Below are 26297 nucleotides of genomic sequence, written 5' to 3' on the forward strand. Positions count from 1 at the left end.
AGAGAATCCCTGTTTTAACAGGGATTTATTTTTTTATATTGTGAAATTTTATTAACCATATACTTTGACAGCGTATACTAAAAAAGGTAAAATAGTAAGGTAAGTACAAAGTTAGAAAGGCAAGATTATGTCAACTTTAGATAAAAATCTTTTGCTAGAGATGTTCCGTAAGATGGAAGAAATCCGTCGCATGGACTTAAAAATTGCTCAGTTAGTGAAAAAGGGAAAAGTTCCCGGTATGACTCACTTTTCTGTTGGAGAGGAAGCTGCTAACGTTGGAGCGATGTTGGCTCTCAACCCAGATGACCTGATTACTTCCAACCACCGTGGCCATGGACAGGCTATTGCCAAAGGAATTGACCTCAATGGAATGATGGCTGAAATCCTTGGAAAATACACTGGAACCTGTAAAGGAAAAGGTGGTTCTATGCACATCGCTGACCTGGATGCTGGGAACCTCGGTGCCAATGGTATCGTTGGTGGTGGTATGGGAATCGCTGTCGGTGCAGCCCTCAGTCAACAAATGCAACATACTGGTAAAATCGTTGTCTGCTTCTTTGGAGATGGCGCGACCAACGAAGGTGTTTTCCACGAAGCAGTGAATATGGCTTCTATTTGGAAACTTCCTGTTATTTTCTACTGCATTAACAACGGTTATGGGATTTCTGCGGATATCAAGAAAATGACCAATGTGGAGCATATCCATCAACGTAGCGCTGCTTATGGAATTCCTGGAATGTTTATCGAAGATGGAAACAATGTCATCGATGTCTATGAAGGATTTAAGAAAGCTGTAGACCATGTTCGTGGTGGCAATGGCCCAGTCTTGATCGAAAGTGTAACCTATCGCTGGCTTGGTCACTCATCATCTGACCCTGGTAAATATCGTACTCGTGAAGAAGTGGAATTGTGGAAACAAAAAGACCCAATCGAAAACCTTCGCAAATACCTCATTGAAAACAATATTGCAAGTGCAGAAGAATTGGAAGAAATTCAAGCACAAGTCAAGGAAGCAGTAGAAGCTTCTGTTAAATTTGCAGAAGAAAGCCCATTCCCACCACTAGAATCAGCATTTGAAGATATTTACGCAGACTAAGGAGAAAGAGATAAAAATGGAAACAAAAACAATGTCGTTCCGCGACACCATTATCCTTGCTATGTCTGAGGAAATGCGTCGCGATGAAAATGTATTCTTGATGGGAGAAGACGTCGGTGTCTTCGGTGGAGACTTCGGAACTTCTGTTGGAATGCTCGAAGAATTTGGTCCAGAACGTGTCCGTGACTGTCCGATTTCTGAAGCTGCCATCTCGGGAGCAGCAGCAGGAGCAGCCATGACAGGACTTCGTCCAATTGTCGATATGACCTTCATGGACTTCTCGGTTATTGCCATGGACAATATCGTCAACCAAGCTGCTAAAACACGTTATATGTTTGGTGGGAAAGGTCAGGTTCCAATGACTGTCCGTTGTGCAGCTGGTAATGGAGTTGGTTCTGCGGCTCAGCACTCGCAATCACTAGAGTCTTGGTTCACTCACATTCCAGGACTCAAGGTTGTAGCTCCAGGTACGCCTGCTGACATGAAAGGACTGCTCAAGTCTTCTATCCGTGATAACAACCCTGTTATCATCCTTGAATACAAGTCAGAATTTAACCAAAAAGGGGAAGTTCCAGTTGATCCAGACTACACAATCCCACTTGGAGTTGGTGAAATCAAACGTGAAGGTACAGATGTAACAGTCGTTACTTATGGTAAAATGCTTCGTCGTGTGGTTCAAGCTGCTGAAGAATTAGCAGAAGAGGGAATTTCAGTTGAAATTGTGGACCCACGTACCCTCATTCCGCTTGATAAGGATATCATCATTAACTCAGTGAAGAAGACTGGTAAGGTGGTGCTTGTCAACGATGCTCACAAAACAAGTGGCTATATCGGAGAGATTTCAGCTATTATTTCAGAATCAGAAGCATTTGATTATCTAGACGCACCAATCCGCCGTTGCGCCGGAGAGGATGTGCCAATGCCTTACGCACAAAATTTAGAAAATGCAATGATTCCAACAGTTGAAAGCATCAAGGAAGCAATCCGTAAGACATATAACAAAGAATAATACATAATATAAGTTATGTAAATAAAATAAAAAAGACGAGAAACTTTGTATCTTTTAGGTGCAGAACTCTTTTCGTCCTAAATATCTTAGTATAGAATTGGAGAGGTCATGGCTGATGACAAGCTAAGAGCGACTCCTGCGGCTAGAAAGTTAGCGAATGATCTAGGGATCAACCTCTACGACGTTTCTGGCTCAGGTGCAAACGGTCGTGTCCACAAAGAAGACGTGGAAACTTATAAAGACACAAACGTGGTTCGCATTTCGCCACTTGCAAAACGAATTGCCCTCGAACATAACATTGCTTGGCAGGAAATCCAAGGAACGGGTCATCGTGGTAAGATCATGAAGAAGGACGTTTTGGCCTTGCTTCCTGAAAATATCGAAAACGACACCATCAAGTCTCCTGCTCAAATCGAAAAAGTGGAAGAAGTTCCAGACAATATCACTCCTTATGGTGAGATTGAGCGTATTCCAATGACACCAATGCGTAAGGTTATCGCGCAACGTATGGTTGAATCTTACCTAACTGCGCCAACTTTCACACTCAACTATGAAGTTGATATGACTGAAATGCTGGCCCTTCGTAAGAAGGTTCTTGATCCGATTATGGAAGCGACTGGTAAGAAGACTACTGTAACAGACCTTCTTTCACTCGCTGTTGTGAAAACATTGATGAAACACCCATACATCAACGCTTCATTGACAGAAGACGGCAAGACCATTATCACTCATAACTATGTCAACCTTGCGATGGCGGTTGGTATGGATAACGGTCTAATGACACCAGTTGTTTACAATGCTGAAAAAATGAGCTTGTCAGAGTTAGTAGTAGCCTTTAAAGACGTGATTGGTCGTACCTTGGATGGCAAATTGGCTCCAAGTGAGTTACAAAACTCAACCTTCACAATTAGTAACTTGGGAATGTTTGGTGTTCAGTCCTTTGGTCCGATTATTAACCAACCCAACTCAGCAATCCTCGGGGTAAGCTCAACAGTCGAGAAACCTGTAGTTGTCAATGGTGAGATTGTTATCCGACCAATCATGAGCCTTGGTTTAACTATTGACCACCGTGTTGTAGATGGTATGGCTGGTGCTAAGTTTATGAAAGACTTGAAAGCCTTGATTGAGAATCCGATCTCAATGTTGGTTTAAGTCAGCTATTGTTATTTTAGAGATTTAGAAGGAAGTAAGACATGGCCTTAGAAGTAATTATGCCAAAAGCCGGCGTAGATATGACAGAAGGACAAATTGTCCAATGGAATAAAAAAGTCGGTGAATTTGTAAAAGAAGGAGAAATCCTTTTGGAAATCATGACTGACAAAGTCAGCATGGAATTGGAAGCCGAAGAAGATGGATACTTGATTGCCATCCTTAAAGGAGATGGTGAAACTGTTCCAGTAACTGAAGTTATCGGTTACCTTGGAGAAGAAGGGGAAAACATCCCAACAGCTGGCGCAGCTGCGCCAGAATCAAAACCTGCACCTGCAGCTAGTGCCTCAAACGACGATGGTAAGAGCGATGATGCCTTTGATATCGTTGTGATTGGTGGAGGTCCTGCTGGTTATGTTGCAGCCATTAAAGCTGCCCAACTCGGTGGGAAGGTTGCCCTTGTTGAGAAATCTGAACTCGGTGGAACGTGTTTGAACCGTGGCTGTATCCCAACGAAGACCTACCTTCACAATGCTGAAATCATCGAAAATATCGGTCATGCAGCAAACCGAGGTATCGTCATCGAAAATCCAAACTTCACTGTAGATATGGATAAACTTTTAGAGACAAAATCTAAGGTTGTCAATACTTTGGTTGGTGGCGTTGCGGGTCTTCTTCGCAGCTACGGAGTTACAGTTCATAAGGGTGTTGGTACTATCACTAAAGATAAGGACGTCTTGGTAAATGGTTCAGAATTGCTTGAAACCAAGAAAATCATCCTTGCTGGTGGTTCAAAAGTCAGCAAGATCAATGTTCCTGGTATGGAATCTTCACTCGTGATGACAAGTGACGACATTCTTGAAATGAACGAAGTTCCAGAAAGCCTTGTTATCATCGGTGGTGGAGTTGTCGGTATCGAACTTGGTCAAGCCTTCATGACATTTGGTTCAAAAGTAACTGTTATCGAAATGATGGACCGTATCGTTCCAGCTATGGATGCTGAAGTTTCTAAGAACCTTCGCTTGATCCTTGAACGTAAAGGAATGACCATCTTAACAGGTACAAAACTGCAAGAAATCATCGAGGAAAATGGTCAACTTCGTATTAAAGTTGAAGGAAAAGATGATATCATCGCAAATAAAGCCCTTCTTTCAATCGGTCGTGTTCCAGATCTTGAAGGAATCGGAGAAGTTGAGTTTGAGTTAGACCGTGGTCGTATCAAGGTCAACGAATACATGGAAACTTCTGTTCCAGGTATCTATGCACCAGGTGATATCAATGGTACCAAGATGTTGGCTCACGCAGCCTTCCGTATGGGTGAAGTTGCCGCTGAAAACGCGCTTAAAGGGAACCACGTCGTAGCGAAACTCAACTTGACTCCTGCAGCCATTTACACTCTTCCTGAAGTAGCAGCAGTAGGTTTAACAGAAGAGCAAGCTCGTGAGAAATACGATGTTGCTATCGGTAAATTCAACTTTGCAGCAAACGGACGTGCTATTGCTTCTGATGCAGCTCAAGGTTTCGTTAAAGTCATTGCAGATAAGAAATACGGAGAAATCCTTGGTGTCCATATCATCGGTCCTGCAGCTGCAGAATTGATCAACGAAGCGTCAAGCATTATTGAAATGGAAATCACTGTTGAAGAAATGCTTAAGACCATCCACGGACATCCAACATACTCTGAAGTGATGTACGAAGCATTTGCGGATGTTTTAGGAATGGCTATCCATTCACCTAAGAAAAAATAAATAAGATTTTCAACTAAATTTTCTTAAAGTAGTACGGACGTCAGCGACCTCTATTAGAGTTCCATGCCTAAAAATTGAGCCTCTTGTCTCAATTTTTCCGAGAAATGTAACGATAACACGTTACATTTCTTTTTACCACTTTAGAAAATTGGATTGCTATGTACAGAATTTAAAAACTAAATTTTTGGAAATACTATGAAATATATTATCAATCATTCAAACGACACTGCCTTTAATATCGCCTTGGAAGAATATGCCTTTAAACATCTTTTGGATGAAGATCAAATCTTCCTACTTTGGATTAACAAGCCATCTATCATTGTTGGGCGTCACCAGAATACTATCGAAGAAATCAACCGTGATTATGTTCGAGAAAATGGCATTGAGGTAGTCCGCCGTATCAGTGGTGGTGGAGCTGTTTACCACGATCTAAACAACCTCAACTACACAATCATCTCAAAAGAAGATGAAAACCGTGCCTTTGACTTTAAGAGTTTTTCAACTCCAGTAATCAATACCTTGGCTCAACTTGGTGTTAAAGCTGAATTTACAGGCCGTAATGACCTTGAGATTGATGGAAAAAAATTCTGTGGCAATGCCCAAGCCTATATCAATGGGCGTATCATGCACCACGGTTGCTTGCTCTTTGACGTTGATTTATCAGTCCTTGCTAATGCCCTCAAGGTTTCAAAAGACAAATTTGAATCAAAAGGTGTGAAATCCGTTCGTGCCCGTGTAACAAATATTGTCAATGAATTGCCAGAAAAAATCACAGTTGAAGAATTCCGTGATTTGCTCTTGGAATACATGAAAAAAGAGTACCCAGAGATGACTGAATACGTTTTTTCTGAGCAAGAATTGGCTGAAATCAATCGTATCAAGGATACCAAGTTCGGTACTTGGAACTGGAACTACGGTAAATCACCTGAATTTAACGTCCGTCGTGGAACAAAATTCACCAGTGGTAAGGTCGAAGTTTTTGCCAACGTCATTGAATCAAAAATCCAAGATATCAAGATCTATGGGGACTTCTTTGGTATCGAGGACGTTGCAGCTGTAGAAGATGTCCTCCGTGGAGTGAAATACGAACGTGAAGATGTCCTCAAGTCACTAGAAACTATTGACATCACACGCTACTTTGCTGGTATTAGCCGTGAAGAAATCGCTGAAGCAGTAGTGGGGTAAGGAAAAAGAATCCATTTATGATGGATTCTTTTATTAGGGTTAAACTTAATAATCATGCTGATTAGATTATAATAGAGATGAAAAATGAAAAGGAGTTATTCATTAATGTTAGAAATTCCAGTAGAAAGTCTTAATCTATTTGAACAGTTAGACCGCAATGTTGTTGCTTTCTATAGAAATGAAGAAATTTATCAAACTGAAAGTTTAAATATAAGCATCACACAAGAACATTATGATAAGAAATACAAAGAGCTTCAACCTTTAGGATACCAAGCTGTTCAAATACCTTTAGGAATGGCTTTAGATAATGTAATCCAGCAAGCCCATTTTCAAAATCTTATAATTGGCGGTCTTCTCCCCGATGAAATCAAAGTAAACAAAGGGGACTTAATGTCTTTGAAGGACATTGTTGATAGTTTTTGTATTATGTATGCTGCAGCGAATAACCGACTAGAACATAGTAAGGCTTATGAATTTATGAAAGATAAGACAGTGTTCTTTATTGGTAAACTGTTAACTGACGATCTTAAAAATGGTGACGAAATTTCGTATATGGGAATCGAAAGAGAATCAGCTGATGGTACTTCTTATGAAGCAGTAAAATGTTTTCTAACTAAAGAGAGTGCTGAGCAGTACAATGATTCAAAAAAACCAGTAAGCCCAGCAAATCTAGCCTATCTGCAAGCCTTTTGGGGTAAACCAGTAATTATAGAGCCTCACCGTAACTACTGGATTGAGTTTAAATAAATAAAAAACGAAAGATAAAGGAATTGGTCTTTCGTTTTTTAGCAATAGTTGCTTTACATAATTTATAATATGTAACAATCATAAACTATCTAAAGCATTCTTTTGTTCATCATTGACGATATGGGTATAGAGGTCAGTGACTTGTGTACTGGCATGTCCTAGCTGATGGCTGACCAAAACTTGCGATTTAGTAGCATCATAGAGCCTAGTCGCCAGGGTATGGCGTAGTTTGTGTGGAGTTACACGGACTTTGAAGTCCTCAGAGTACTTAGCAACCATCTTTTCAACACTAGAAGCATCAATACGATTGGGAACGCCTCGATATAAGGTCAAAAAGAGAGCTGTATCTGTCTTTTCCGTCTTATAGCGTTGATTTCGAATGGCTAGATAATTCTCTAGGTAAGGCTTAGCAAAAGCAGCGACATTGACAGAATCACGTTTCCCCCCTTTTCGAGTGACATCGATCACCATCATTTTGAGATTGAGGTCTCTTAGATCTAGATTAACAGCTTCAGATAAGCGGACACCAGACGCTAGGAGAAGGGCAATAATGGCCAAATCACGTTCTTTGTTCTTATTAAATGATGAGAGAGCGCGATTTGAGAGCTGTTGTGGGTACTCCTGATCGATATAAGTTAGAAAACCTTCTGTTTCATCACCTAGAAAGAGTTTTTGCTTGATGTTTTCAGCTCTAGCAGCAAGTGTTTCTTTCTTTTTCTTGGTTGAAACTTTCTTCATTACATTACGATAGAAATAGGGTTCTCCCAGGTCGTTTTCAACCTCCTCTGTTAGATACTTGTAAAGACTAGAAAGTGCTGATAAGGTCCGATTGATGGTCGTCTGAGATACACCTTGCTTGGTTGTATTAGCATTCAGCAATGGACGTTCACGTAGATATAGGATAAAAGCTTCCATATCTTTCTTAGACATATTTTCCAAGACAGATAAAGGAATATCAGACATTTTATCAGCATTTGAAATTCCAGACTCTAAAACCCAGCTGAAAAATCGATCGTATTCCTTGAGATATTCGTACAAGGTTGTAAAACTGTAGGGCACAGCAAGCTTGGATTGGTAGTATTCCAGAACATACCAGGGCATGATTTGTTTTAGTTTGTCGATTCGTTCCAGTAAAATCTCACGTTTCATGTATTTTCTCCATAATTAAGTCTACTAGTAGTATAGCATAGACTCATATATTTTTCAAGAAAATTATAGTTTTTCGGAAAGATGATATAAGAAACTTTTAAAATATCTAACTTTATCCCATTCACTCTGAACCATTTTATTAAATTTCATCATACTTGAGTAACATATTAGGAATCTTTTCTTCAAGACTCTTGCGAACTTTTCCTCGTATTGCAGTGTCCATTTGGCTGTTTATGCTTGTGATAGTTGATTTGGTTTCTGTAGCAATTTTCTTAGCTGTCTTACTAAAGTTTTCTTTTAATTTATTTTTTGCTGTTATTGCTATCTTTGCTTCCGCAATGATTCGGTTTCTTTCCATCATTCGATACATTTGTTTCAGTGCATATTGATATTCTTCATCTGTGTAGTATTCATTCATTGGTGCTTGCATAATCTCTCCTTAGTTTGTGAAATTCTTCCTCTAATTCATTTCTTTTTTTGCGAAACTCGTTATCGTTTTTTTCTCTCTCATTTTCGAGTTTAATTCTATGTTCTCGGTATACTTGTTCCGAAAAGTGTCTCAGATTTTCTATTTCTGTAAAGTAGTCTCTAACATCATCAGCAGTTGATGAAAATTTTCTCAAGACTTGATACATTTTATCAACTTCATCAGACATCAGTTTTTCTAAATTTGCATTTCGTTCGTTTAAATCGAGTGCTTTATCATCGAGTTCTTTCTTTTGTTGATAATATTGTTCTTCTAGATTAAACAGTTCTCTCTCTTTCTCTCTAATTTCCTCCCATTTCACATCTTTTCTTTCCATTGTCTGAACTCCTTGGCAAATTGTGTGTCTGTTGCTACTGTTTTTTCAATGACATTCTGTAATTGTTTGTCTAACTGTTCAAATGCTTGGGCGGAAGCATTCATCTTAGTAGCTGTTTGATTTGTCTCTGTCTGAAACGTATCGATAAACTGTGCTTGAGTAATACCTTGACTAGCAAAAATGGCATCAACCTCATAGGGAGCTAATGCTGTGTAGCTTGTAAAATCGATTTTTGACCAAATTTCTTGTAATTCTTGATTGGCTTTTTTGGCTAAGGCGCTCACTTCATCAGCTCCAGTTCTTGCTGCTGTAGCCATAGATGATGATAGGATAGAACCTTGAGCTGCATCTAAGTATATTTCCTCAGAACTACTAATACCACCTGATGACCATTTTGATTTCAAGTCCTTGTAATGAGCCATTCCTCGGAGACTGTTGGCATAGGCTCGATAAACGCCACTGATTAAGGGTTTCCCTCCTTTGCCATCTACAAGTTGACCAGTTGCAGGATCAAACTCCCAGTCACCAATTTTATGACTCGAACCATCAAGCCAGTGAATCGTACTAGGCATAGAGTCAGTTATACCAGAATACCATTCAGGGTGATTGAAATCATTCCAACGTACTACGTCATCATGTTTTCTACGGTAATCAATAAACATAGCTGGATTATTTTCAATAAATGCTTTTTCTTCCAGTGTGAGCGCACCGTATTTAAACCAAGCATTAAATGTAGTTGTAGGTATGTGGTATTTAGCTCCCACCTTCAGCATGTAAGATCCTTGTGAATAGCCAGATAGTTGGCTAACTTCATATCTGGGATCATCCATAATTTCTTTAACAAATTGATCTGCAACCTTATATTGTGGTGATAAATACATTTTTTTTGCAATTATCGCACTATTGACATCACGTGAAACAAACATACTTTTATTCACAGGACTATCAGGGTCCGTTCCAGCAGCAATCACAGCTACATTTTTATAATCTGGTTTGCCGTTAACAATAGGTGCAACTGCCAGCCCATCAAAACCTGTTTCAATGTCAGACTTAGTGGCAACAACACGGAATTCTTGACCATCGGAGGTGGTTATAGTGTTGGTTTCATTTTCATTTTTTGGAATAGCTGTCACAAATTTCTTTTTATTTCTATCTGAAAATTCTTTATTAACACTATAAACAGCAAAATCTTGATTTAAATTATTCAATTGATTATCAGTATAATTAAATGTCATTATTGTTCTCCTGTTTCACCATTTGAATATTGCACTAATACAGTAGATTCTGTTTTACCAATGTGTTTTTTTAGTTTTAACCATTGTTGATTAATTTCTTCATCAGTATTTCCTTTCATAAGGCCATCGTGGTTTTCTTTATAAGTTAATCTGTGATTAATTCCATAAGTTATCATTTGATTATCACTGAACTTTATTTCAATATCACAAGACCATGATCCTGGTTTCTCACTATAATAAGGTTCCGTAATCTTAATCTCCTCAATCCCTTGGTAAGAATTTTTTAAAGCATTCACCAAACTAACTTCATACTCTCTATTCCGACGTTCCTCTTGAGACTTCCCTAACATGCTAAACATAAATATACCTCCTGCTGTGATAATTGCGAGTGACAAAACGATTAGTAATCTTTTGTGATTTTTTTTAGTGCTGGAATTGTTCATTTAAGCTTTTCTCCTTTTCTCTATTCTACTATAATTTAAAGATAAATAACAGTAGAATAGAGAAAATCAAGCCAATTGTCACAGATACTGCATCAAATTCCGATACTGGGTCAGACTTATTCGCAACGACACGGAATTCTTGACCATCGGAGGTGGTTATAGTGTTGATTTCACCTTTTTTAACTCGTTATCTGATTTAGCAGAACAATATTTGTTCGGTTTTCTTTACGCTGTGCGAACTCAGTATTAACACTGTAAACATTCGGACCTTGATTCAATTCATTAAGTTGTTTGTCTGTATACACGTATTTATTCATCATAGCTCCCCTTCTGAACCATTCGAATATTTAACTTTAACTTTTGACTTAGTACAACCTCGCCTAGAATTTAAAAAATGTTGAAATTCTTCATCATCCTTATTATATACTCCAATCCTAATTTTATTCGAGTTTATATCAAAAGCTAAAACATGTTCTTTAGATGTTCCATCAAAAAATTTTAGTTTCACATCCGCCCCCCAAGCGTCTGAAGGAATTGATCTGTACGATGGATTCGTAATCGTTACCTCCTCAATCCCTTGATAAGAATTCTTCAAGGCATTTACCAAACTAACTTCATACTCTCTATTTCGACGTTCTTCTTGAGATTTTCCTAACAACCTAAACATAAAAACACCTCCTGCTGTGATGGTTGCGAGTAGTAAAACTATGAATAATGGTTTATAGCTTTTTCTTAATCTGTCTTTACTCATTATCATTTCCTCTTTATCTCAGCATATTCATCATTGACACTGTATACATTTTTCCCTTGATCTAATTCATTAAGTTGTTTATCTGTATAAGTAAAAACTACTACTGTACTCCTTTTTCTTTATCCGAATAATATATAGTAACTAAAGATGTTGTTTTCCCTTTATGAGAATTCAATATTTCCCACTGGTCGTTTATTTCTTTATTTGTTTTTCCATTAACAAAACCATTATAATTTTCAACGTCATTTAAAGAGTGGCCTACACGGTATTCTATTTTTACTTTATCTGAAAATAGAATATTTACATCACAAGACCAGTCGCCTGGAGGGGTTGTATATTCTGGATTAGAAATTTTGATCTCTTCTATCCCTTCATAGGAATTCTTTAAGGCGTTTACCAAACTAACTTCATACTCTCTATTCCGATGTTCTTCTTGGGATTTTCCTAACAACCTAAACATAAAAACACCTCCTGCTGTGATGGTTGCGAGTAGTAAAACTATGAATAATGGTTTATAGCTTTTTCTTAATCTGTCTTTACTCATTGTTATCTCCACTCCTCTCAGCATATTCAGAATTTACACTATAAACATTTTTTCCGTGATTTAACTCATTGAGTTGTTTATCAGTATAAGTGTATACCATTAATATTCTCCTTCTGAACCATCTGAATAAATAATTTTTGTGAGTTTACTAGTCTTACCCAAGTGACTATTTAAAAATTCTCGGTCCTCTTTTCTATTCTCTCTTTCTAAGGATACATCAGAAATACGTTTATCATTTTTTGAATAATTAATTTTATATTTTATGCTTCTCTCATTAAAAAATAGTTCAACTACGCAAGTCCAGCTTCCTGGAGGATTTGTGTAGTTTGCATTAGAAAATCTAATTTCTTCAATACCCTCATAACTATCTTTTAAAGTTTCAACCAAACTAACTTCATACTCTCTATTCCGACGCGCTTCTTGAGATTTCCCTAACATACTAAACATAAAAATACCACCTGCTGTGATAATTGCGATTGACAAAACGATTAGTAGCTTTTTACGGCTTTTTTTCATTCCAGAAATATTCATTTAAGCTTTTCTCCTTTTCTCTATTCTACTATGATTTAAAGATAAATAACAGTAGAATAGAGAAAATCAAGCCAATTGTCACAGATACTGCATCAAACATCAAATCCCGTTACTGGGTCAGACTTAGTGGCAACAACACGGAATTCTTGACCATCTGAGGTAGTTATGGTGTTGGTTTTTTCTAAATCATCAGGAGATATATTTTCAATGAGATTTGAATTGACATAAGTCCTACCGTTACGCTTAGCGAATTCAAGATTTACACTATATACAGCATAATCCCGATTCAAATTGTTTAACTGCTCATCTGTATAGGAAAATGTCATCATTGTTCTCCCATGCTATTATCTGAATATGTAACAATTACTTTTAAGTCGGTCACTCCTTTGTAATTGTTAAGGAATTGCCTTTTCTCATTGGTCAATGATCCTTGATAATTCTTTTTATCATGGAGTCCATGGCCTATCCTATACTTAGTTTTTCTTTCATCATTAAATTTGATTTCTACATCACAAGACCACGAACCTGGAGGAGTTGTATATTCTGGATTGGAAATCTTAATCTCCTCAATCCCTTCATATGAATTCTTTAAGGCATTTACCAAACTAACTTCATACTCTCTATTTCGACGTTCTTCTTGGGATTTCCCAAACATAGAAAACATAAAAATAGCTCCTGCTGTGATGGTTGCGAGTAACAAAATGATTAGTATTCTTGTATGACTTTTTTTAATTCCAGAATTATTCATTTATGCTTTTCTCCTTTTTCTTATTATACAATATTCTAATCATTCTTTACAAAGTAGGGGGTAAAAATCATACTATATACTGAAAATTAGATTTCTAATTCTTAAAAAACCAAATCTTTTTTGATTTGGTTTTGAAGATTTATATTAATTTTATTCATACCGATTATACTCATCTTTTTTATGTATTACCATATAGCAGGATACCAAGATGACGAAAATTTTGATTAGGTAGGTTTCGTATCGATTAGTATCTATTGTTATCTGAGACAAGACATTAATGATCGAATGTGTCATAACGCAAATCCAGAGATTCTTTGTTTTGATATAAAGAGCTGAGAGTATGAAAGAATTCGTCAGCAATCCAAATAAAAACGGTAGAGTTTGCAGTGTTGCTAGGGAGCCATCTATGTAAAAGAACAACAGATGCCAAAGCGCCCAGCTGAAAAAGGTTAAGATTGTTGAGTAAAAATATGGCAACTTTTCTTGTAAAATTGGTTGAAAAACATATCGCCATCCAATCTCTTCTATACCGCCAAAGACAATAAATTTGAAGAACATCAAAAATGGGAGATACCAGTTAAATTCTACTATTTGCCCACGAAACATTAGAAAAGAAAAATCAAGGACAATAAGGAAAAAAGATAATAAATAATGTTTGTAACTGGTATGAATGTTAAAAAAATCGTTAACAATCTTCTTAAAATGAATATGAAAATAGTGATTTGCAACAATTATTCCCCAAAGAGCTGAAGAAATGCCACCTAGAAAGATTCCTAAAATAGATAATAGATTAGACTGAACAGAAAAATGATTCGAGAGAAAGAAAAGGAGACAAACTGATACTATTTGGCTAAATGTGCCTAGCAAATATACCGCAATTGCCTTATTTCTTTTCATTGAGAATCCTTTCAATAATATTTTACGTAAAATAAATTATGTAAACGGAACTTATAACAACAAATCTTTGACTTTTCCAATTTCACTTTTTGGAATCACCAAGTGAATCATATCACCCAGATACATTCTAGTTGAGCCGTTAACTGTTTGGCTCTTGCCATTATGGACTTGGGTGGTGATGAGTACGTTATGTGGCAAGTTGAGTTCGTGAACCTGTTTTCCAGCGATTTTGTCAGACACAGGGATTTCTATGAGGGTGACTTCTCCTTCGTCTGTTGCTTCTTCTGGTAACATTTTTTCTAGCATGGCCTCATAGACTGGCGCACCTTTAAGTAAATCCATGATGATATAGGCAACTAGGGTTACCAATCCAAGTGGCATGAGGTTGCGAATATCTCCAACCATCTCAGTTACGAGGATCATGGCAGTTAAGGGAGCCTTGGAAATTGCCCCAAAGTAGCCACTCATTCCCAGAATGACAAATATAGGGAATTGCTCCTGACTGACAAGCCCAAGGTTGACACAAATGACACCAACTAGGGCACCAAGTAAGGAACCAAGCGCCAGAATGGGAAGGAAAATTCCTCCTGGGAGGCCACTTCCATAGCTAATCATGCTCCAAATAAAGCGAATCAAAAAGTAAGCTAATAAAACCTGGAAACTAAAATCTTGCTCAGTTAGGGAAAGAACAAGCTGATTTCCACCACCAAGGATTTGTGGCAAGAAAATCCCGACTGGTATGATAAGGATAAAGGCTAGGATTGGATAATAAGCTTTATCCAAATGGATTTTTTGACCAATCCAGTCATAAATTCGACCAACATTGAGTACAGCCTTCTCATAGAGAAAACCAGAAAGTCCGAGAAAAACTCCCATAAAGAGGTAAATCCAATACTGGTCTAGGGTCATGAGAGGAATGTTGTCTGGCATATCCAGTACGGGTGTTAGGCCAAATATGAGCAGAGAAACAAAGTTTGCTACGAGACTGGCTGCTAGAGTTGAGACCCAGAAAAAGCGGGAAAAATGGTGATAGACTTCTTCTACAACAAAGAGGAGACCTGCTATCGGTGCATTAAAGGCAGCGGCTAAACCTGCAGCAGCTCCACTGGCAATCAGGGAACGTTCCTCTACTGGGCTAGATTTGAGCCACTTGGCAATACCTTTACCACCAACTGCTCCAAGTTGAATGCTTGGCCCTTCTCGACCTAGCATAAGGCCACTGGCAATAGCAAGAATTCCTAATACATATTTCTTCCAGAGAACACTCCACCAGTTAAGAGTCATGAGTCCCTTTAGTTCGGCTTCGACTTGAGGAATTCCTGAACCCTTGATATCTTTTTCTGACCGAGTTAGTTTCGCACTAAGCCAGCAAACTATTAAATAAAATAGACCAATGATAAAAAGATTGCGCACTAGGTGCGCTTGATCTTGATAGAGTCCTTGTAGCAGGTGGAAGCCCTTTTCGATTAAGAAACGAAAGGATCCGACGATTAGCCCGACGACGAGACCAACAATAATTCCTCGCCCAACTTGGGATAATATGGTGCTTGAGGCAAAGGCAAATTCTTTCTTGGAACTGAGTGTTTCTGACCGTTCCTCCATAATCATTTCCTCTTACTTGTCTTTCTTAGTTGAAACCAGTGTTTTGACTGGTTCAAAACTGGTTCGGTGAATTGGGGTGACACCTAATTTTTCCAGTCCTTCTAGGTGTTTAGCTGTTCCATAGCCTGCATTAGCTGTAAAATCATATCCAGGATATTGCTGATCATATTCTTTCATCAATTCATCCCGTGTCACCTTGGCCACTATAGATGCAGCTGCGATGGAGAGGGAGTTGGCATCTCCTTTGATAATGGAGGTTTGTGAAATTGGTAACTCCAGTTTCATGGCATCTATCAAGAGGTGCTCAGGTTGCGGATTGAGCTGGGAGATTGCTTCTTTCATGGCTAGTTTGGTTGCTTCATAGATATTGACTTGGTCGATGATTTGATTATCCATGATTCCAATGCCGATTGCTAAGGCTTGGTCTTGAACAGCATGATAAATTTCCAGATGTTTCTTTTTGGGGATTTTTTTACTATCGTTGAGGCCTTTAATCTTACAATTTTTAGGTAAAATAACAGCTGCAGCGACTACGGGTCCAGCCAGAGGACCACGGCCGACCTCATCAACACCTGCTATTAAGGTCACTCCTTGCTTGTAAAGCTCTTTTTCATAGGAAAGCATGTTTTCTAGACGAAGATTTTCCTCGAGTTCAGACTGAATAGCTTTTTTCCGTTTGATGATTTCCTTTTGAACTCCAGTTCGGCTATCTTTTTCCAGTTCAAGAAAAAGGGGATTGTCTAAGTCTTTGACAGTAGCAAGAAGTTCTTTGATTTCTTTAATCGTCGTCATCGATGTCGTCCAATGTATCTAAGGTGTAGTTGCCGAGCTTTCCATCACGAACTTCCTTGACGAAGAGGCTGTAAAAGCGGTCGTAGTCGTCTCGGAAACCAAGGGCACGGGTCATATCCATGATGATAACAGGTGCTTCTTCTTCTATCTTCATTTGTTTGAAGCGTTCAGCTAGCTTTTCTGGATAATGTTTTTTGAAATAATTGAGACCAAAAATGGTCACTTCATCCATAGGAAGCAACTGGTCTTTAATGGCTCCTGTCAGGGCTAGTTTCAAAGCGACGGTTTCGTCTTCAAATTTAGGCCATAGAATACCTGGCGTGTCTAAAATTTCAAGGTCTTTATTGGTTTTGAGCCACTGTTGTCCTTTGGTAACACCTGGTTTATTGCCGACAACCGCAATCTTTTTCCCAGCCAAACGGTTCATGAGAGTTGACTTGCCGGCATTTGGAATTCCGATAATCATAGTCCGCAAGGTTTCGATCTTAATACCGCGTTCTTTCTGGCGTGCAATCTTATCAGCCATGAGCTTTTTAGCAGCATCAGTAACAACTTTTACAGTCACTTGCTCTTTGGAATTGATAGCCAGAGTTTGGATTCCCTGTGATTCAAAATACTGACGCCATTCTTTGGTCATTGCAGGATCAGCAAGATCCGCCTTATTTAAAATCAAGAGTTTAGGTTTATCCCCCACAATCTTGGTTAACATAGGATTTTGACTAGATAAAGGTAGCCGAGCATCCACCAAAATCGTCACAAAATCAACAAACTTAAGATTCTCCTGAACTTGCCGCCGAGCCTTAGACATGTGACCCGGAAACCATTGAATAGTAGCCATAATATTTTCCCCTTCCGACTAAAAAAAACGTAGTAAAAACGTTTTCTTTCTTACTACCTATTCTATCATAAATGAGGAACTTTTGCACAGGCTTTGACCACAATAAATGACAAATAGTATAGGTACGAAACATCCTTGATGCCAGTCACGATTTACTTGACTTTTTTTGCTAACAGGTATATACTTAGTGTATACTAATTCGTGGAGGTAGAGCGATGAATACAGTAAAGACTCGGAAGGTAGGGAATTCTCTCACTGTGACTATTCCTAAAAATTTGGGGATGACAGAAGGTCAAGAAATGGTTGTCTACAAAGGGATTGACGGAGTCATTGTCTTAGCTCCAAAACTGAAAGATCCTTTTGATGGGATTACTGATTTGAGAATGACAAATGATTTTGAAGGGGTAAGGTCACTTGATAGCGAAATCTGACTATATTCCTGAAAAGCAGGATATCATTTGGCTGGACTTTGATCCATCAGTCGGTCGAGAAATCCAGAAACGGCGACCTGCCTTGGTCGTTTCTAGGAGAGAATATGCCTTGCAAACTGGTTTTGTGGCTGTCTGTCCTATCACTCACGGCCAACGTCGTTTGGCAGAAAAAGGCTTGCTCGTTCCTGTCTCGTCGGACAAGGTAGATGGCGCTGTCAATCCATTTCAACTGTATACCTTTGATTTTCGGATGCGTAATGCTCAAAAAATAACAAGAATGGACACGCAGTGTTTTCAGAAAGTCGTCCAACTTTACCAGTACATATTTGGTGATACTTAAATCCTACCATGCATAGACAAGGTAGGATTTTTTCTATATGAGTAACCTATCTAAAAACGGATGAAGACAATTGAGGAGAATCCCTCTAGTCCAACTTTCTTGTGCAGATGATAGATGTTCTGCCTGAAGGCATTCTTTTAGAAAATCGCGGACTTGTTCTGGTGCAATTTCAAACTCAAAGGCTTTCATCTTGTAGAAAAAATCGATGAGATGCTCAGATAAGTATTCATCTGAAAAGAGTACTTCTCCACTTTTTCGATATTCTAATAGAAGCCGAGAAAATCTAGCTTTTTCATCAGGCAAATCCCGAAAATAGGAATTAAGAAGCCAAGTCTGCTTCTGCTTTCGTTCAATAGGATCTTGATTTGCAATTCGCTGATCCTTTTCCAACTCCTTTTGGTTTTGTTTAACCTTGATAGCCCGTTCGTCTCTATTTTTTCCAAAGAGGATTTTTTCCCATTTTCGTTCTTCTTGGGTCAAGGTTTCTGTAAAGCCAAAGTAATCTTGATAGGCTCGTTCTGCAGGTCCCATGGCAAGAATGAGGTTGTCAGCGTATTGCTTGGCGATTTTATCTCTTTTCTTGCGTTCTTTCTCTGCTTGAATCCGTAGATGCTGCTCGTAGTCGATTTTCTCCTTGCCTAGTTTGACAAGGTAGAGTTGTTCATCGGTCTTACCAAGTAGAAAAGGTTTGATACACTTTTCCAGCACTTCTTCCATACGAGCCTTCTTCTTTGGCTCTGCCTTGGTCCAACTTCCGCCTTGAAAGACCTCTAGGAAGAGCTGATAGTCTCTCTCAGGAGCAAAATGATTGCCACGATTGGCTTTGAAAACACCTTTTTCCCAAAACCATTTTAAAAGTCGTTCGTCAAAGTCGCTTTTATTGACCTTGATTTTTTCCTTTTTCTGAGCCTTTCTGGTTAGGTTTTCAAGTTTTCTGAGAAGCTTGTCTTCCTCTTCCAGTTGCTGATCGAGGATAATACGATGAAAATGACGGACGCAGTCACTACCGATTGGAAAGAGGCGTTGGCCTGTGACACCATTAAAGAGTTCGTAGGCGTATTTTATGGCATTCCCGCAGACACAATTACTACGGCCAATGCCATTAAAGATCAAGGAAACTTCATTCCATTCCTTGGTAGCTTGATCCCAAGTATCAGCTTTTGAAGCTTGTAAAACTGCATCATGAAGGGATTTTCTAACTGGAAGTGTCATGAGGTCTCCTTTCTAGGTTATACTTTTACAACTTGAACCTCGTCTTTGCCGAGCAAAATCAAGTATTTTTCAATGTTTTCAATCGAATAGGCTCTAGATAAAGCCTCTCCGTATAGGGCTAACTGACCACGATAGCGGTCTATGAGTTGAATTGGTTGATCGTAACGGTCTGTCTTATAGTCGAAAAGAATAATTCTGTCCTCATAAAGTAGATAGCCGTCCAAGATCCCACGAACAACAAAGTCTTCCTTACTCTTTTGATCTTTTTTGAGCATGGAGAAAGGTTGCTCGCGGTAGAGATGGTCGGTATTAGCGAGAATCTCCTGACCAAGTGGTGTGTCAAAGAAAGCTAGGATTTTAGAAAGATTGATCTTATCTCTGACACCTGGGCTGGTTTGAACTTGTTTGAGAGTTTCTGTCAGGCTAGCAAGCGTTGGTCGCTGGCTGAGGTCAATTCTCTGCATGAGTTCGTGAGTGGCACTACCAATCTCAGCTCCTGTTACCTTTTCTTTAGTTGAAAAATCTGGTAAATCAAAGCTGATTTTCTTCTCTGGTGATTTGGTTTGGTTCGTAATTTCTACCCCTTCCATATCCATAACGGGTTCGTAGAATTTCTTGATTTGGCTTGGGGTTTGAACACTTGGTAGTTCAATGGCTGCACGGTGAAGAGTATTATAAACTTCCACCTCTTTCAGCATTTCCAGAGCTTCTTTGATAGTCTCTGACTGACGGTTGCTTGATTGAGAGCTATCTTGTAGAGGACTCCTGTTTTCCAACTCCCCGATAGCTTCTCTAGTCAACTGGTCTTCACCAACAAAACGATAGCTAAAGTTGAGATTGTCCTTGGTAAATACTTTACTGATAGCCCAGACCCAATCTTGGAAATTTCTTGCTTGCAGTCTGGTATTGCTATCTAATTTTCCGTTATTTGCTGCTGGGTATTCCTTGGCTTCTAGCTTTTCACGAGACCCCTTACCGACAAGATAAAGTTTTCTCTCCGCCCTCGTCATGGCAACATACAGCAGACGCATCTGCTCTGAATAGCTAGCCAGTTGCAGTTCTTTCTCATTCTGGATATAAGTTAGACTAGGAATGGAAAGTTTGATGGTTTTAGGATAGTGTGCTTCCACTGCTCCTGTTTCCACTTTGGCAATGTATTTGACACCAAGCCCATTTTGACGGCTGAGAATGACGTCTGACATTGAGTCTTGCTTGTTGAAGTCCTGATCCATGTTGAGGATAAAGACATAAGGGAACTCTAGCCCTTTACTCTTGTGAATAGTCATGAGTTCCACAGCATCTTTAGGCGGTGCGACGGCTACACTTGCGAGATCGTGCTGGGCTTCTAGGACTTGGTCAATCATACGTATAAAACGCGACAATCCCTTAAAATTACTCTTTTCAAACTGGTCAGCACGTAGCGCTAGGGCATAGAGATTGGCCTGTCTAGCAGGGCCATTTGGCAAAGCCCCAACATAGTCATAATAAAAACGGTCATTATAAATCTTCCAAATCAAGTCATAGAGAGAGTGGGTTTTGGCATATAAGCGCCAAGAATCCAAGATATCCATGAATTGATTGAGTTTTTCAGCTAGTTCTGTGTGAATTAACTCTTTCTGGCTTGTTGCCTGTTTTTGAGCATTGACCAGTTTCTCATAGAGATTTTCTTGGACCTTATCTTCTACTTTCTGAAGGGACAAGCGTGCCAACTCGTCCTCATCAAAATCAAACATGGGGGACTTCATAAGTGCTACCAAGGCATAGTCTTGCAGAGGATTGTGAATGACTCGCAGGGTGTCCAACATGACTTGCACTTCTAGGGATTGGAGATAATTGTTTTGCTCCCCGTCTGTTTTGACAGGAATTCCGTACTCTGACAGAGCGAGGAGGATCTGGTCATTACGACTGCGACTGGAAGTCAAAAGGGCAATTTCTTTGAAGGCTACACCTTTTTCTTGATGGAGCTTCAAGATTTCCTTGATAACTAGGCGCATTTCTCCTGTGAGTTTCGTTTCTGCTTGGCTCTCTTCCTCCTCTTGCCCACTATCGTCCTTGTCGTAGAGGAGAAACTCTGCCTTGTTCTCAGGATTGGGAGTTAGTTTGATGTTGGCAAAAACAAGCTGGTGCATGCTATCATAGTTGATTTCGCCGACCTCTTGGTCCATGAGACGTTCAAATACATCGTTGGTTGCTGATAGCACTTCTGAACTACTACGGAAATTTTCCTTGAGCAAAATCAGCTTTCCTTCTTGAGGATTTTGCGCATAGCGTTGAAATTTTTCATTGAAAATCTGGGGATCTGCCTGACGGAAACGGTAGATGGACTGCTTGATATCTCCCACCATAAAGCGATTGTGACCATTCGACAGCAATTCCAGCATTCGTTCTTGAATGTGGTTGGTATCCTGGTACTCATCGACCATAACTTCGTGGAAGCGCTCCTGATAAGCCTCACGAACTTGCGGTGAATTCTCTAAAATCTCAATGGTGTAATGACTGATATCAGCAAATTCAAAGGCATTTTCTTGGCGTTTACGTTCACGATAAGCCTCCACAAAATCACTCATAAAGGTTTGGAAGGTTTTAGCTAGATCCCAGGTATCTTCATGATAACGCTCTTGATAGTCGAGAATGGTTATCTGGTCTGACAGTTGTCCTAGTTTAGCAAACTGGACCTTTCTCTCATCGTTATAGGCATCAGCCAGTGGTTTCAAATCGGCCTTACGACTGGAGTTAGCCAGAGCTCGACCATTTTTTTCCTTAGAGATGGCGACAATACGCGCAAGCACAGCTTGATAAGCCTGGCTATCGGACTCTTGATTTAAGGAGCTAATTTCATCCAAAACCTGTTGAACAGCTTCTAAATAGGCAGCTTTTGGAAACTCCTTGGCATCATTATCCAGATGACAACGGAAAAAGCTTTCCAAATCCCAGAGCGCCTGTTTGATTTGCTCGATTTGTTTGTCTTTCTCATTTGCAAAGTCAGCTTCTTCAAACCCTTTGAGGAAAGAGTTACTCAACCATTTTTGTGGACTGCTGGTGGATTGAAGAAAGTCATAGATTTTGTAGACTTGCTGGCGCAGACCTCGTTCATCCTTGCCTCTCCCAGCAAAATTCTTCACCAAACGACTAAATTTCTCTTTATTTTCGTCTTGGTAATGCTCTTCAAACACCTGATGAAAAACTTCGTTTTTTAAGATTAACTGTTCACTTTCATTTTGTAGAATACGGAAATTTGGTGCAGTATCAATCAGATAGCCATGTTTGCCAAGGAACTTTTGTGTGAAGGAGTCCATGGTTCCGATGGCTGCGTTTGGCAGATCTGCCAACTGACGTCCCAAGTGTTGTTTGAGATCAACATCATCTGTTTCTTGGATTTGTTGGCTGATTTTTTTCTCCAAACGTTCTTTTAGTTCAGTGGCAGCCTTGACGGTAAAGGTCGAGATAAAGAGTTGAGAAATTTCGACACCACGGGCTAATTGGTCCAGAATGCGCTCTGCCATAACAAAGGTTTTCCCTGAACCAGCAGACGCTGAGACTAGGATATTTTGCCCAGCAGTATAAATAGCTTGGATTTGCTCGGCAGTTTTCTTCTGTTCCTTGCTCGAACTCGCTTCTGCTTCTTGCAATTTTTGAATTTCTTCCTCAGTTAAAAAGGAAATGGGCTTCATCGATTCAACTCCTCTCTCATTTTTTCAAACCAAGCTTGCTTGAGTTTTTCTCCGACCAGACGTTTGCCATCCGCTAGGTCTAACTTTTCTAGGAAACGAGCTTGACCCAAATGGTAATTGGCTTCAAATCCTGTAATTGCCTGATGTTGCTGGACGTATGGGGCAATACTTCTTCCGTTCTCTGTGTATGGATTGATGGCGAACTGGCCTTCTAAAATCCTCTCAGCTGCTTTCTTGTAAAGATGAGCATTGTAGTCTAGCAAGAGATGAAACTCCTCATCAGTCAGCTGGTTGGCCTTATTTTTATTGTAAAACTCACCCAAATGACTGCTTTCTTTTTCTAAAAAGAGCCCTTGGTATTTCATTGACTTGCTGGCTTCTGCTACTGCTCCTGCCAGACTTTTAACAGCTAATAAAGATTGGACAGGCTCAGCCATTTCCAAGTACATGGCACCGAAAAAGTTCTGCTCCCCTTCTCTTTTTAGGGCAGCAAGATAGGTGGGCAGTTGGGAATTAAGCCCATTAAAGAAATGAGGAAACTGGAACTGAGTCAGACTAGACTTGTAGTCCACCACTCCTAGCGCTCCATCAGCTTTCAAACGGTCAATACGGTCAACCTTGCCTCGCACATGAACACTGCGACCATTTTCCAATTGAATAAAGGCCTGGTCCTTGCCGCCAAATGTTGCTTCCTCTTGGATGGTTTCGATGGCTGGATTATGACGAAGGATGTGGCCCGTAGTTCGCGCGACATCAAGCAGAACTTCCTTGGTAAACTGAGCTTCCAAACTTTCTTGATAAATGGCTTCAAATTCGCGTTCTTGGCTGGTTTCCTTGATAGCTTGCTCCAGACGTTGGTCAAAGGAATTTTCAGCAGGTAGTTTCAAGGCACGTTCAAAAATACGGTGCAAGAAATTCCCGTGACTGCGAGCATCTGGACGAAGGCGCAATTCTTCCTGCAAACCTAAGACATAACGGAGGAAATAGCTGTATTCATTGCGGTAAAACTCCGTCAAACCAGACGTAGACAGGTAAAACTCTTTGTCAGCTGGATAGAGAGCCTGCAAGGTAGCCTTGGTTAATGGCTTGCTACTTGGACTAGTTGGGATAGCTGGATTTGTGAGACCTTTTTGATCTAGTTTTTTCCCCATCACACGCGCCAGAACCTTAACAAACGTCACATCTTCTTCATTTTCACTAGAACCTGTCTGCTGATGATAGGCAACGAGACTAGACAAGAGACTGTGATAAGAACCCATATCTACTTTGCTAAGATTTTTATGGTTCATTCTCTTTTCTCTTCGGCTAAATCCAAAATGGACCAGCTCTTGAAGATAAGCTGATTCTTTACTCTCATTTTCATTGAGGAGACTTGGTGCTGACAACACCAACTGTTTACGGGCAGCATTGACTAAAGAAAGCATGGTATAGCGATTTTTCTTGAGGTTTTCACTGCTTGCAATCAGTAATTGCGCTCCCTCTTCAGTAGCTTGGTTTAGGCTTTGTCTTTCTTCGTCTGTCAAAAGACTGGTGTTTTGCGCAATTTTTGGTAAATGATCCTGAGTCAGTCCAATAGCGTAGACAAAGTCAGCAGTCAGTGGTGCAATCAAATCGTAACTCTGCACCAGAACAGTGTCTACTGTTGCTGGAATAGTGCGATACTGAGACAAACTCATCCCTGAGTGGAGCAAGGCTAGGAAGTCCTCCAGACTAACTTGCGAACCATCAAAAACCGTCGCAAATTGTTCTAAAACATGGCAGAAAGCCTTCCAAACTTCGGCTTGTCTTTCCTGTTCTAGAGTTTCCATAGTAGCTGTCAATTCTTGCATCTGCTTGCTTAAAGCAGCATTTTTTAGAAAAGTATTCCACTTTTGCAAGAGATTTTCAGTATTTTGCTTCCGACTGGCAAATAAGGTTTCAAGTGGTGCCAAAACGCGCAGACGAATAGCGTTCAAACGTTCCAAATCGAATTTCCCGTGGTGGGATTTGGTAAAGGTCTGCTGAAAGGCTGGCAAGCCATTGATGCCAAGATAGCGGAGATATTGCTCAAAAGCATCAATATCCGCTTGGCTAAGGTCAGTATACAGACCAGTTCTGAGGAGATTAATCAAATCCTCCTGACGGAAACGATAGCGTTTCAAACGCAAAATAGATTCGACATACTGGGTTAAGGGATGGTGAGCCATGGATTCACTTCTACCAAGATAGAAAGGAATCTGGTACTGGTCAAAAATGGTTTTCAGTGATAACTGGTAAGAAGCCACATCCCCCAAGAGAATACGAAAATTCTTGTAACTCAGTTCTGGATGGTCATGTAATTTCTGACGAATAGCGCGAGCCACCAGCTCCAACTCCTCTTTTTGCGTCAAACAAGACCAGATGTGCAGATTTTCACGGTCTTTCTCATCAACATCTAAAGCGAGTTCTGAAAAGTCATAAGAAGACTCCAGCAAACGAGAGGCCTTGTCAAAACTATCCATTTTTTCATGAGTCTGAGAACGATCCTGAGCAGGTGTTTGGTATTTTGCCCCCAAATGATGAAGAAATTCCACACTGGCTTGATAGAGATTACCTTCAGTGAACGGACTGGTATAGGCCTTCTTGCTTGCATAAGCACTAATGACAATCTCAACACCTTTACGGTGGAGCAGATCCACCACATGTTCTTCCTCAGCAGAAAAACGGGTAAATCCGTCAATGACTAAGGCAATCTGACTGAAATCACTACTTACCTTATCGTTCTCAATAGCCTCAATCAAATGGGACAGTTGACTTCCCTGAGCCAACTGGCTTTGATTGAGATAGGCAGTTACTTTCTCGAAAATCAAGAGTAAATCTGCTCTCTTGTCCTCATCGGTCAAACTTTCCAAGTCCAAAAAGCTCATCTGAGCAGTTGTCATCTCGTGATAAAGTTCAATCAACTGCTGGATAAATTGAGGGTCTTGTTTAATAGCACCATAAACTCGTAACTCTTTGGGATCAAGTTCAGCAAGGCATTTATAAAAGGCCATTCCAAGTCCGATGTCATCAAGACTGGTCTTGGTCGGCAAGTCATTTAAAACCAGGTAACGAGCCATTTGAGCAAAGCGCGTGACAGTAATCGCAAAAGAAGCCTGCTGAGACAAGCATTCCAGCACGGCACGTTCCTTTTCAAATGAAAGAGAGTTGGGAGCGATGTAGAAAACCCGCTTACCAGTAGCAACTAGCTCTTCTGCCTCTCTCGTTAAAATTTCAGTCAAAGAAGTCCGAATATCAGTATAAAATAATTTCATCTCAGCCTCGTTTGGTTTATCAAAGTTTCTTACTCTATTATAGCAAAGTTCGCTTCACACTCCAAATCCAAAATTCTAGTTGACAATCATTTAACTAGCAAATC

At 39.7% G+C, this 26297-nt stretch carries 25 protein-coding genes; 8 read left to right on the forward strand and 17 right to left on the reverse strand.

Features of this window, described 5'->3' with window-relative positions:
• The first annotated feature begins 127 nt into the window (after positions 1 to 127).
• The 6 genes from B7723_RS05025 to B7723_RS05050 all read left to right on the forward strand — a co-directional run bounded on the left by B7723_RS05025 (position 128) and on the right by B7723_RS05050 (position 6934).
• Positions 128 to 1096: a thiamine pyrophosphate-dependent dehydrogenase E1 component subunit alpha gene (locus tag B7723_RS05025; protein WP_000105349.1), complete on the forward strand. Its 969-nt coding sequence runs from the start codon at positions 128 to 130 to the stop codon at positions 1094 to 1096.
• A 16-nt stretch (positions 1097 to 1112) separates the two neighbouring features.
• Positions 1113 to 2105 (forward strand): alpha-ketoacid dehydrogenase subunit beta, encoded by a 993-nt coding sequence (locus B7723_RS05030; RefSeq protein ID WP_084849680.1) that lies wholly within the window; start codon positions 1113 to 1115, stop codon positions 2103 to 2105.
• A 108-nt stretch (positions 2106 to 2213) separates the two neighbouring features.
• Positions 2214 to 3257 (forward strand): dihydrolipoamide acetyltransferase, encoded by a 1044-nt coding sequence (locus B7723_RS05035; protein WP_084849679.1) that lies wholly within the window; start codon positions 2214 to 2216, stop codon positions 3255 to 3257.
• 41 nt (positions 3258 to 3298) lie between these two features.
• Positions 3299 to 5002, forward strand: coding sequence for a dihydrolipoyl dehydrogenase (gene lpdA, locus B7723_RS05040; protein ID WP_084849678.1), 1704 nt, complete (start codon positions 3299 to 3301; stop codon positions 5000 to 5002).
• Between the two features lie 195 nt (positions 5003 to 5197).
• Positions 5198 to 6187 carry a lipoate--protein ligase gene (locus B7723_RS05045; protein WP_084849677.1) on the forward strand — a complete coding sequence of 330 codons (990 nt, stop codon included), beginning with the start codon at positions 5198 to 5200 and terminating at the stop codon, positions 6185 to 6187.
• A 105-nt stretch (positions 6188 to 6292) separates the two neighbouring features.
• Positions 6293 to 6934, forward strand: a complete 642-nt coding sequence (locus B7723_RS05050; RefSeq protein ID WP_070800460.1) for a hypothetical protein — start codon at positions 6293 to 6295, stop codon at positions 6932 to 6934.
• A gap of 78 nt (positions 6935 to 7012) precedes the next feature.
• Here B7723_RS05050 and xerS read toward each other — a convergent pair whose 3' ends face one another.
• The 14 genes from xerS to ylqF form a co-directional block, all read right to left on the reverse strand.
• Positions 7013 to 8083: a tyrosine recombinase XerS gene (xerS, locus tag B7723_RS05055; RefSeq protein WP_000817856.1), complete on the reverse strand. Its 1071-nt coding sequence runs from the start codon at positions 8081 to 8083 to the stop codon at positions 7013 to 7015.
• Positions 8084 to 8222: 139 nt separating this feature from the next.
• Complete coding sequence (locus B7723_RS05060) at positions 8223 to 8513, reverse strand: hypothetical protein (RefSeq protein ID WP_001148764.1); 291 nt, start codon at positions 8511 to 8513, stop codon at positions 8223 to 8225.
• Positions 8494 to 8886, reverse strand: a complete 393-nt coding sequence (locus B7723_RS05065) for a coiled-coil domain-containing protein (RefSeq protein ID WP_000439965.1) — start codon at positions 8884 to 8886, stop codon at positions 8494 to 8496. The genes B7723_RS05060 and B7723_RS05065 overlap by 20 nt, the downstream gene beginning before the upstream one ends.
• Positions 8868 to 10121, reverse strand: coding sequence for a hypothetical protein (locus tag B7723_RS05070; protein WP_044020775.1), 1254 nt, complete (start codon positions 10119 to 10121; stop codon positions 8868 to 8870). The genes B7723_RS05065 and B7723_RS05070 overlap by 19 nt, the downstream gene beginning before the upstream one ends.
• Positions 10121 to 10564 carry a hypothetical protein gene (locus tag B7723_RS05075; RefSeq protein WP_044020776.1) on the reverse strand — a complete coding sequence of 148 codons (444 nt, stop codon included), beginning with the start codon at positions 10562 to 10564 and terminating at the stop codon, positions 10121 to 10123. Before B7723_RS05075 ends, B7723_RS05070 begins: the two co-directional genes overlap by 1 nt.
• A gap of 316 nt (positions 10565 to 10880) precedes the next feature.
• A complete protein-coding gene (locus tag B7723_RS05080; RefSeq protein WP_394334945.1) occupies positions 10881 to 11321 on the reverse strand; it encodes a hypothetical protein in 441 nt (146 codons plus the stop codon).
• Positions 11322 to 11415: 94 nt separating this feature from the next.
• Positions 11416 to 11859: a hypothetical protein gene (locus B7723_RS05085; protein WP_070800588.1), complete on the reverse strand. Its 444-nt coding sequence runs from the start codon at positions 11857 to 11859 to the stop codon at positions 11416 to 11418.
• 99 nt (positions 11860 to 11958) lie between these two features.
• Positions 11959 to 12390, reverse strand: a complete 432-nt coding sequence (locus B7723_RS05090) for a hypothetical protein (protein WP_044021597.1) — start codon at positions 12388 to 12390, stop codon at positions 11959 to 11961.
• A 92-nt stretch (positions 12391 to 12482) separates the two neighbouring features.
• A complete protein-coding gene (locus B7723_RS05095) occupies positions 12483 to 12716 on the reverse strand; it encodes a hypothetical protein (protein ID WP_084849675.1) in 234 nt (77 codons plus the stop codon).
• Entirely contained in the window at positions 12716 to 13138 is a 423-nt protein-coding gene (locus tag B7723_RS05100; RefSeq protein WP_084849674.1) for a hypothetical protein, read from the reverse strand. The genes B7723_RS05095 and B7723_RS05100 overlap by 1 nt, the downstream gene beginning before the upstream one ends.
• 150 nt (positions 13139 to 13288) lie before the next feature.
• A complete protein-coding gene (locus tag B7723_RS05105; protein ID WP_084849673.1) occupies positions 13289 to 14035 on the reverse strand; it encodes a CPBP family intramembrane glutamic endopeptidase in 747 nt (248 codons plus the stop codon).
• A 51-nt stretch (positions 14036 to 14086) separates the two neighbouring features.
• Complete coding sequence (locus B7723_RS05110; protein ID WP_084849672.1) at positions 14087 to 15637, reverse strand: ClC family H(+)/Cl(-) exchange transporter; 1551 nt, start codon at positions 15635 to 15637, stop codon at positions 14087 to 14089.
• Between the two features lie 12 nt (positions 15638 to 15649).
• Entirely contained in the window at positions 15650 to 16429 is a 780-nt protein-coding gene (locus B7723_RS05115) for a ribonuclease HII (protein ID WP_084849671.1), read from the reverse strand.
• Positions 16416 to 17267, reverse strand: coding sequence for a ribosome biogenesis GTPase YlqF (ylqF, locus tag B7723_RS05120; protein WP_000201310.1), 852 nt, complete (start codon positions 17265 to 17267; stop codon positions 16416 to 16418). The genes B7723_RS05115 and ylqF overlap by 14 nt, the downstream gene beginning before the upstream one ends.
• A 215-nt stretch (positions 17268 to 17482) precedes the next feature.
• Here ylqF and mazE point away from each other — a divergent pair, with 215 nt between their 5' ends.
• Together mazE and B7723_RS05130 are read left to right on the forward strand one after the other, a co-directional pair.
• Positions 17483 to 17698, forward strand: coding sequence for a type II toxin-antitoxin system PemI/MazE family antitoxin (gene mazE / locus B7723_RS05125; protein WP_001098942.1), 216 nt, complete (start codon positions 17483 to 17485; stop codon positions 17696 to 17698).
• Entirely contained in the window at positions 17682 to 18038 is a 357-nt protein-coding gene (locus tag B7723_RS05130) for a type II toxin-antitoxin system PemK/MazF family toxin (RefSeq protein WP_000560800.1), read from the forward strand. The genes mazE and B7723_RS05130 overlap by 17 nt, the downstream gene beginning before the upstream one ends.
• Before the next feature lie 33 nt (positions 18039 to 18071).
• On the opposite strand, the gene B7723_RS05135 is transcribed toward B7723_RS05130, so the two are convergent.
• Genes B7723_RS05135 through rexB form a run of 3 tightly spaced genes read right to left on the reverse strand, consistent with a single transcriptional unit; the run spans position 18072 to position 26193 of the window.
• Positions 18072 to 19250: a hypothetical protein gene (locus B7723_RS05135; RefSeq protein ID WP_000174748.1), complete on the reverse strand. Its 1179-nt coding sequence runs from the start codon at positions 19248 to 19250 to the stop codon at positions 18072 to 18074.
• A 17-nt stretch (positions 19251 to 19267) separates the two neighbouring features.
• Entirely contained in the window at positions 19268 to 22921 is a 3654-nt protein-coding gene (addA, locus tag B7723_RS05140) for a helicase-exonuclease AddAB subunit AddA (protein ID WP_084849670.1), read from the reverse strand.
• Positions 22918 to 26193: an ATP-dependent nuclease subunit B gene (rexB, locus tag B7723_RS05145; RefSeq protein ID WP_084849669.1), complete on the reverse strand. Its 3276-nt coding sequence runs from the start codon at positions 26191 to 26193 to the stop codon at positions 22918 to 22920. The genes addA and rexB overlap by 4 nt, the downstream gene beginning before the upstream one ends.
• Positions 26194 to 26297 lie beyond the last annotated feature (104 nt).

It is taken from the genome of Streptococcus oralis subsp. oralis (assembly GCF_002096435.1).
GTDB classification, from domain to species: Bacteria; Bacillota; Bacilli; order Lactobacillales; family Streptococcaceae; genus Streptococcus; species Streptococcus oralis_AA.

Coding starts and splice junctions, on each gene's coding strand:
- B7723_RS05135 (WP_000174748.1), bottom strand. CDS start 19,250: ATGACACTTCCAGTTAGAAAATCCCTTCATGATGCAGTTTTACAAGCT.
- B7723_RS05105 (WP_084849673.1), bottom strand. CDS start 14,035: ATGAAAAGAAATAAGGCAATTGCGGTATATTTGCTAGGCACATTTAGC.
- B7723_RS05035 (WP_084849679.1), top strand. CDS start 2,214: ATGGCTGATGACAAGCTAAGAGCGACTCCTGCGGCTAGAAAGTTAGCG.
- xerS (WP_000817856.1), bottom strand. CDS start 8,083: ATGAAACGTGAGATTTTACTGGAACGAATCGACAAACTAAAACAAATC.
- lpdA (WP_084849678.1), top strand. CDS start 3,299: ATGGCCTTAGAAGTAATTATGCCAAAAGCCGGCGTAGATATGACAGAA.
- B7723_RS05115 (WP_084849671.1), bottom strand. CDS start 16,429: ATGACGACGATTAAAGAAATCAAAGAACTTCTTGCTACTGTCAAAGAC.
- B7723_RS05030 (WP_084849680.1), top strand. CDS start 1,113: ATGGAAACAAAAACAATGTCGTTCCGCGACACCATTATCCTTGCTATG.
- B7723_RS05085 (WP_070800588.1), bottom strand. CDS start 11,859: ATGAGTAAAGACAGATTAAGAAAAAGCTATAAACCATTATTCATAGTT.
- B7723_RS05090 (WP_044021597.1), bottom strand. CDS start 12,390: ATGAATATTTCTGGAATGAAAAAAAGCCGTAAAAAGCTACTAATCGTT.
- B7723_RS05095 (WP_084849675.1), bottom strand. CDS start 12,716: ATGACATTTTCCTATACAGATGAGCAGTTAAACAATTTGAATCGGGAT.
- B7723_RS05110 (WP_084849672.1), bottom strand. CDS start 15,637: ATGGAGGAACGGTCAGAAACACTCAGTTCCAAGAAAGAATTTGCCTTT.
- mazE (WP_001098942.1), top strand. CDS start 17,483: ATGAATACAGTAAAGACTCGGAAGGTAGGGAATTCTCTCACTGTGACT.
- B7723_RS05100 (WP_084849674.1), bottom strand. CDS start 13,138: ATGAATAATTCTGGAATTAAAAAAAGTCATACAAGAATACTAATCATT.
- B7723_RS05070 (WP_044020775.1), bottom strand. CDS start 10,121: ATGACATTTAATTATACTGATAATCAATTGAATAATTTAAATCAAGAT.
- B7723_RS05065 (WP_000439965.1), bottom strand. CDS start 8,886: ATGGAAAGAAAAGATGTGAAATGGGAGGAAATTAGAGAGAAAGAGAGA.
- B7723_RS05050 (WP_070800460.1), top strand. CDS start 6,293: ATGTTAGAAATTCCAGTAGAAAGTCTTAATCTATTTGAACAGTTAGAC.
- rexB (WP_084849669.1), bottom strand. CDS start 26,193: ATGAAATTATTTTATACTGATATTCGGACTTCTTTGACTGAAATTTTA.
- B7723_RS05025 (WP_000105349.1), top strand. CDS start 128: ATGTCAACTTTAGATAAAAATCTTTTGCTAGAGATGTTCCGTAAGATG.
- B7723_RS05080 (WP_394334945.1), bottom strand. CDS start 11,321: ATGATAATGAGTAAAGACAGATTAAGAAAAAGCTATAAACCATTATTC.
- B7723_RS05060 (WP_001148764.1), bottom strand. CDS start 8,513: ATGCAAGCACCAATGAATGAATACTACACAGATGAAGAATATCAATAT.
- B7723_RS05075 (WP_044020776.1), bottom strand. CDS start 10,564: ATGAACAATTCCAGCACTAAAAAAAATCACAAAAGATTACTAATCGTT.
- B7723_RS05045 (WP_084849677.1), top strand. CDS start 5,198: ATGAAATATATTATCAATCATTCAAACGACACTGCCTTTAATATCGCC.
- addA (WP_084849670.1), bottom strand. CDS start 22,921: ATGAAGCCCATTTCCTTTTTAACTGAGGAAGAAATTCAAAAATTGCAA.
- ylqF (WP_000201310.1), bottom strand. CDS start 17,267: ATGGCTACTATTCAATGGTTTCCGGGTCACATGTCTAAGGCTCGGCGG.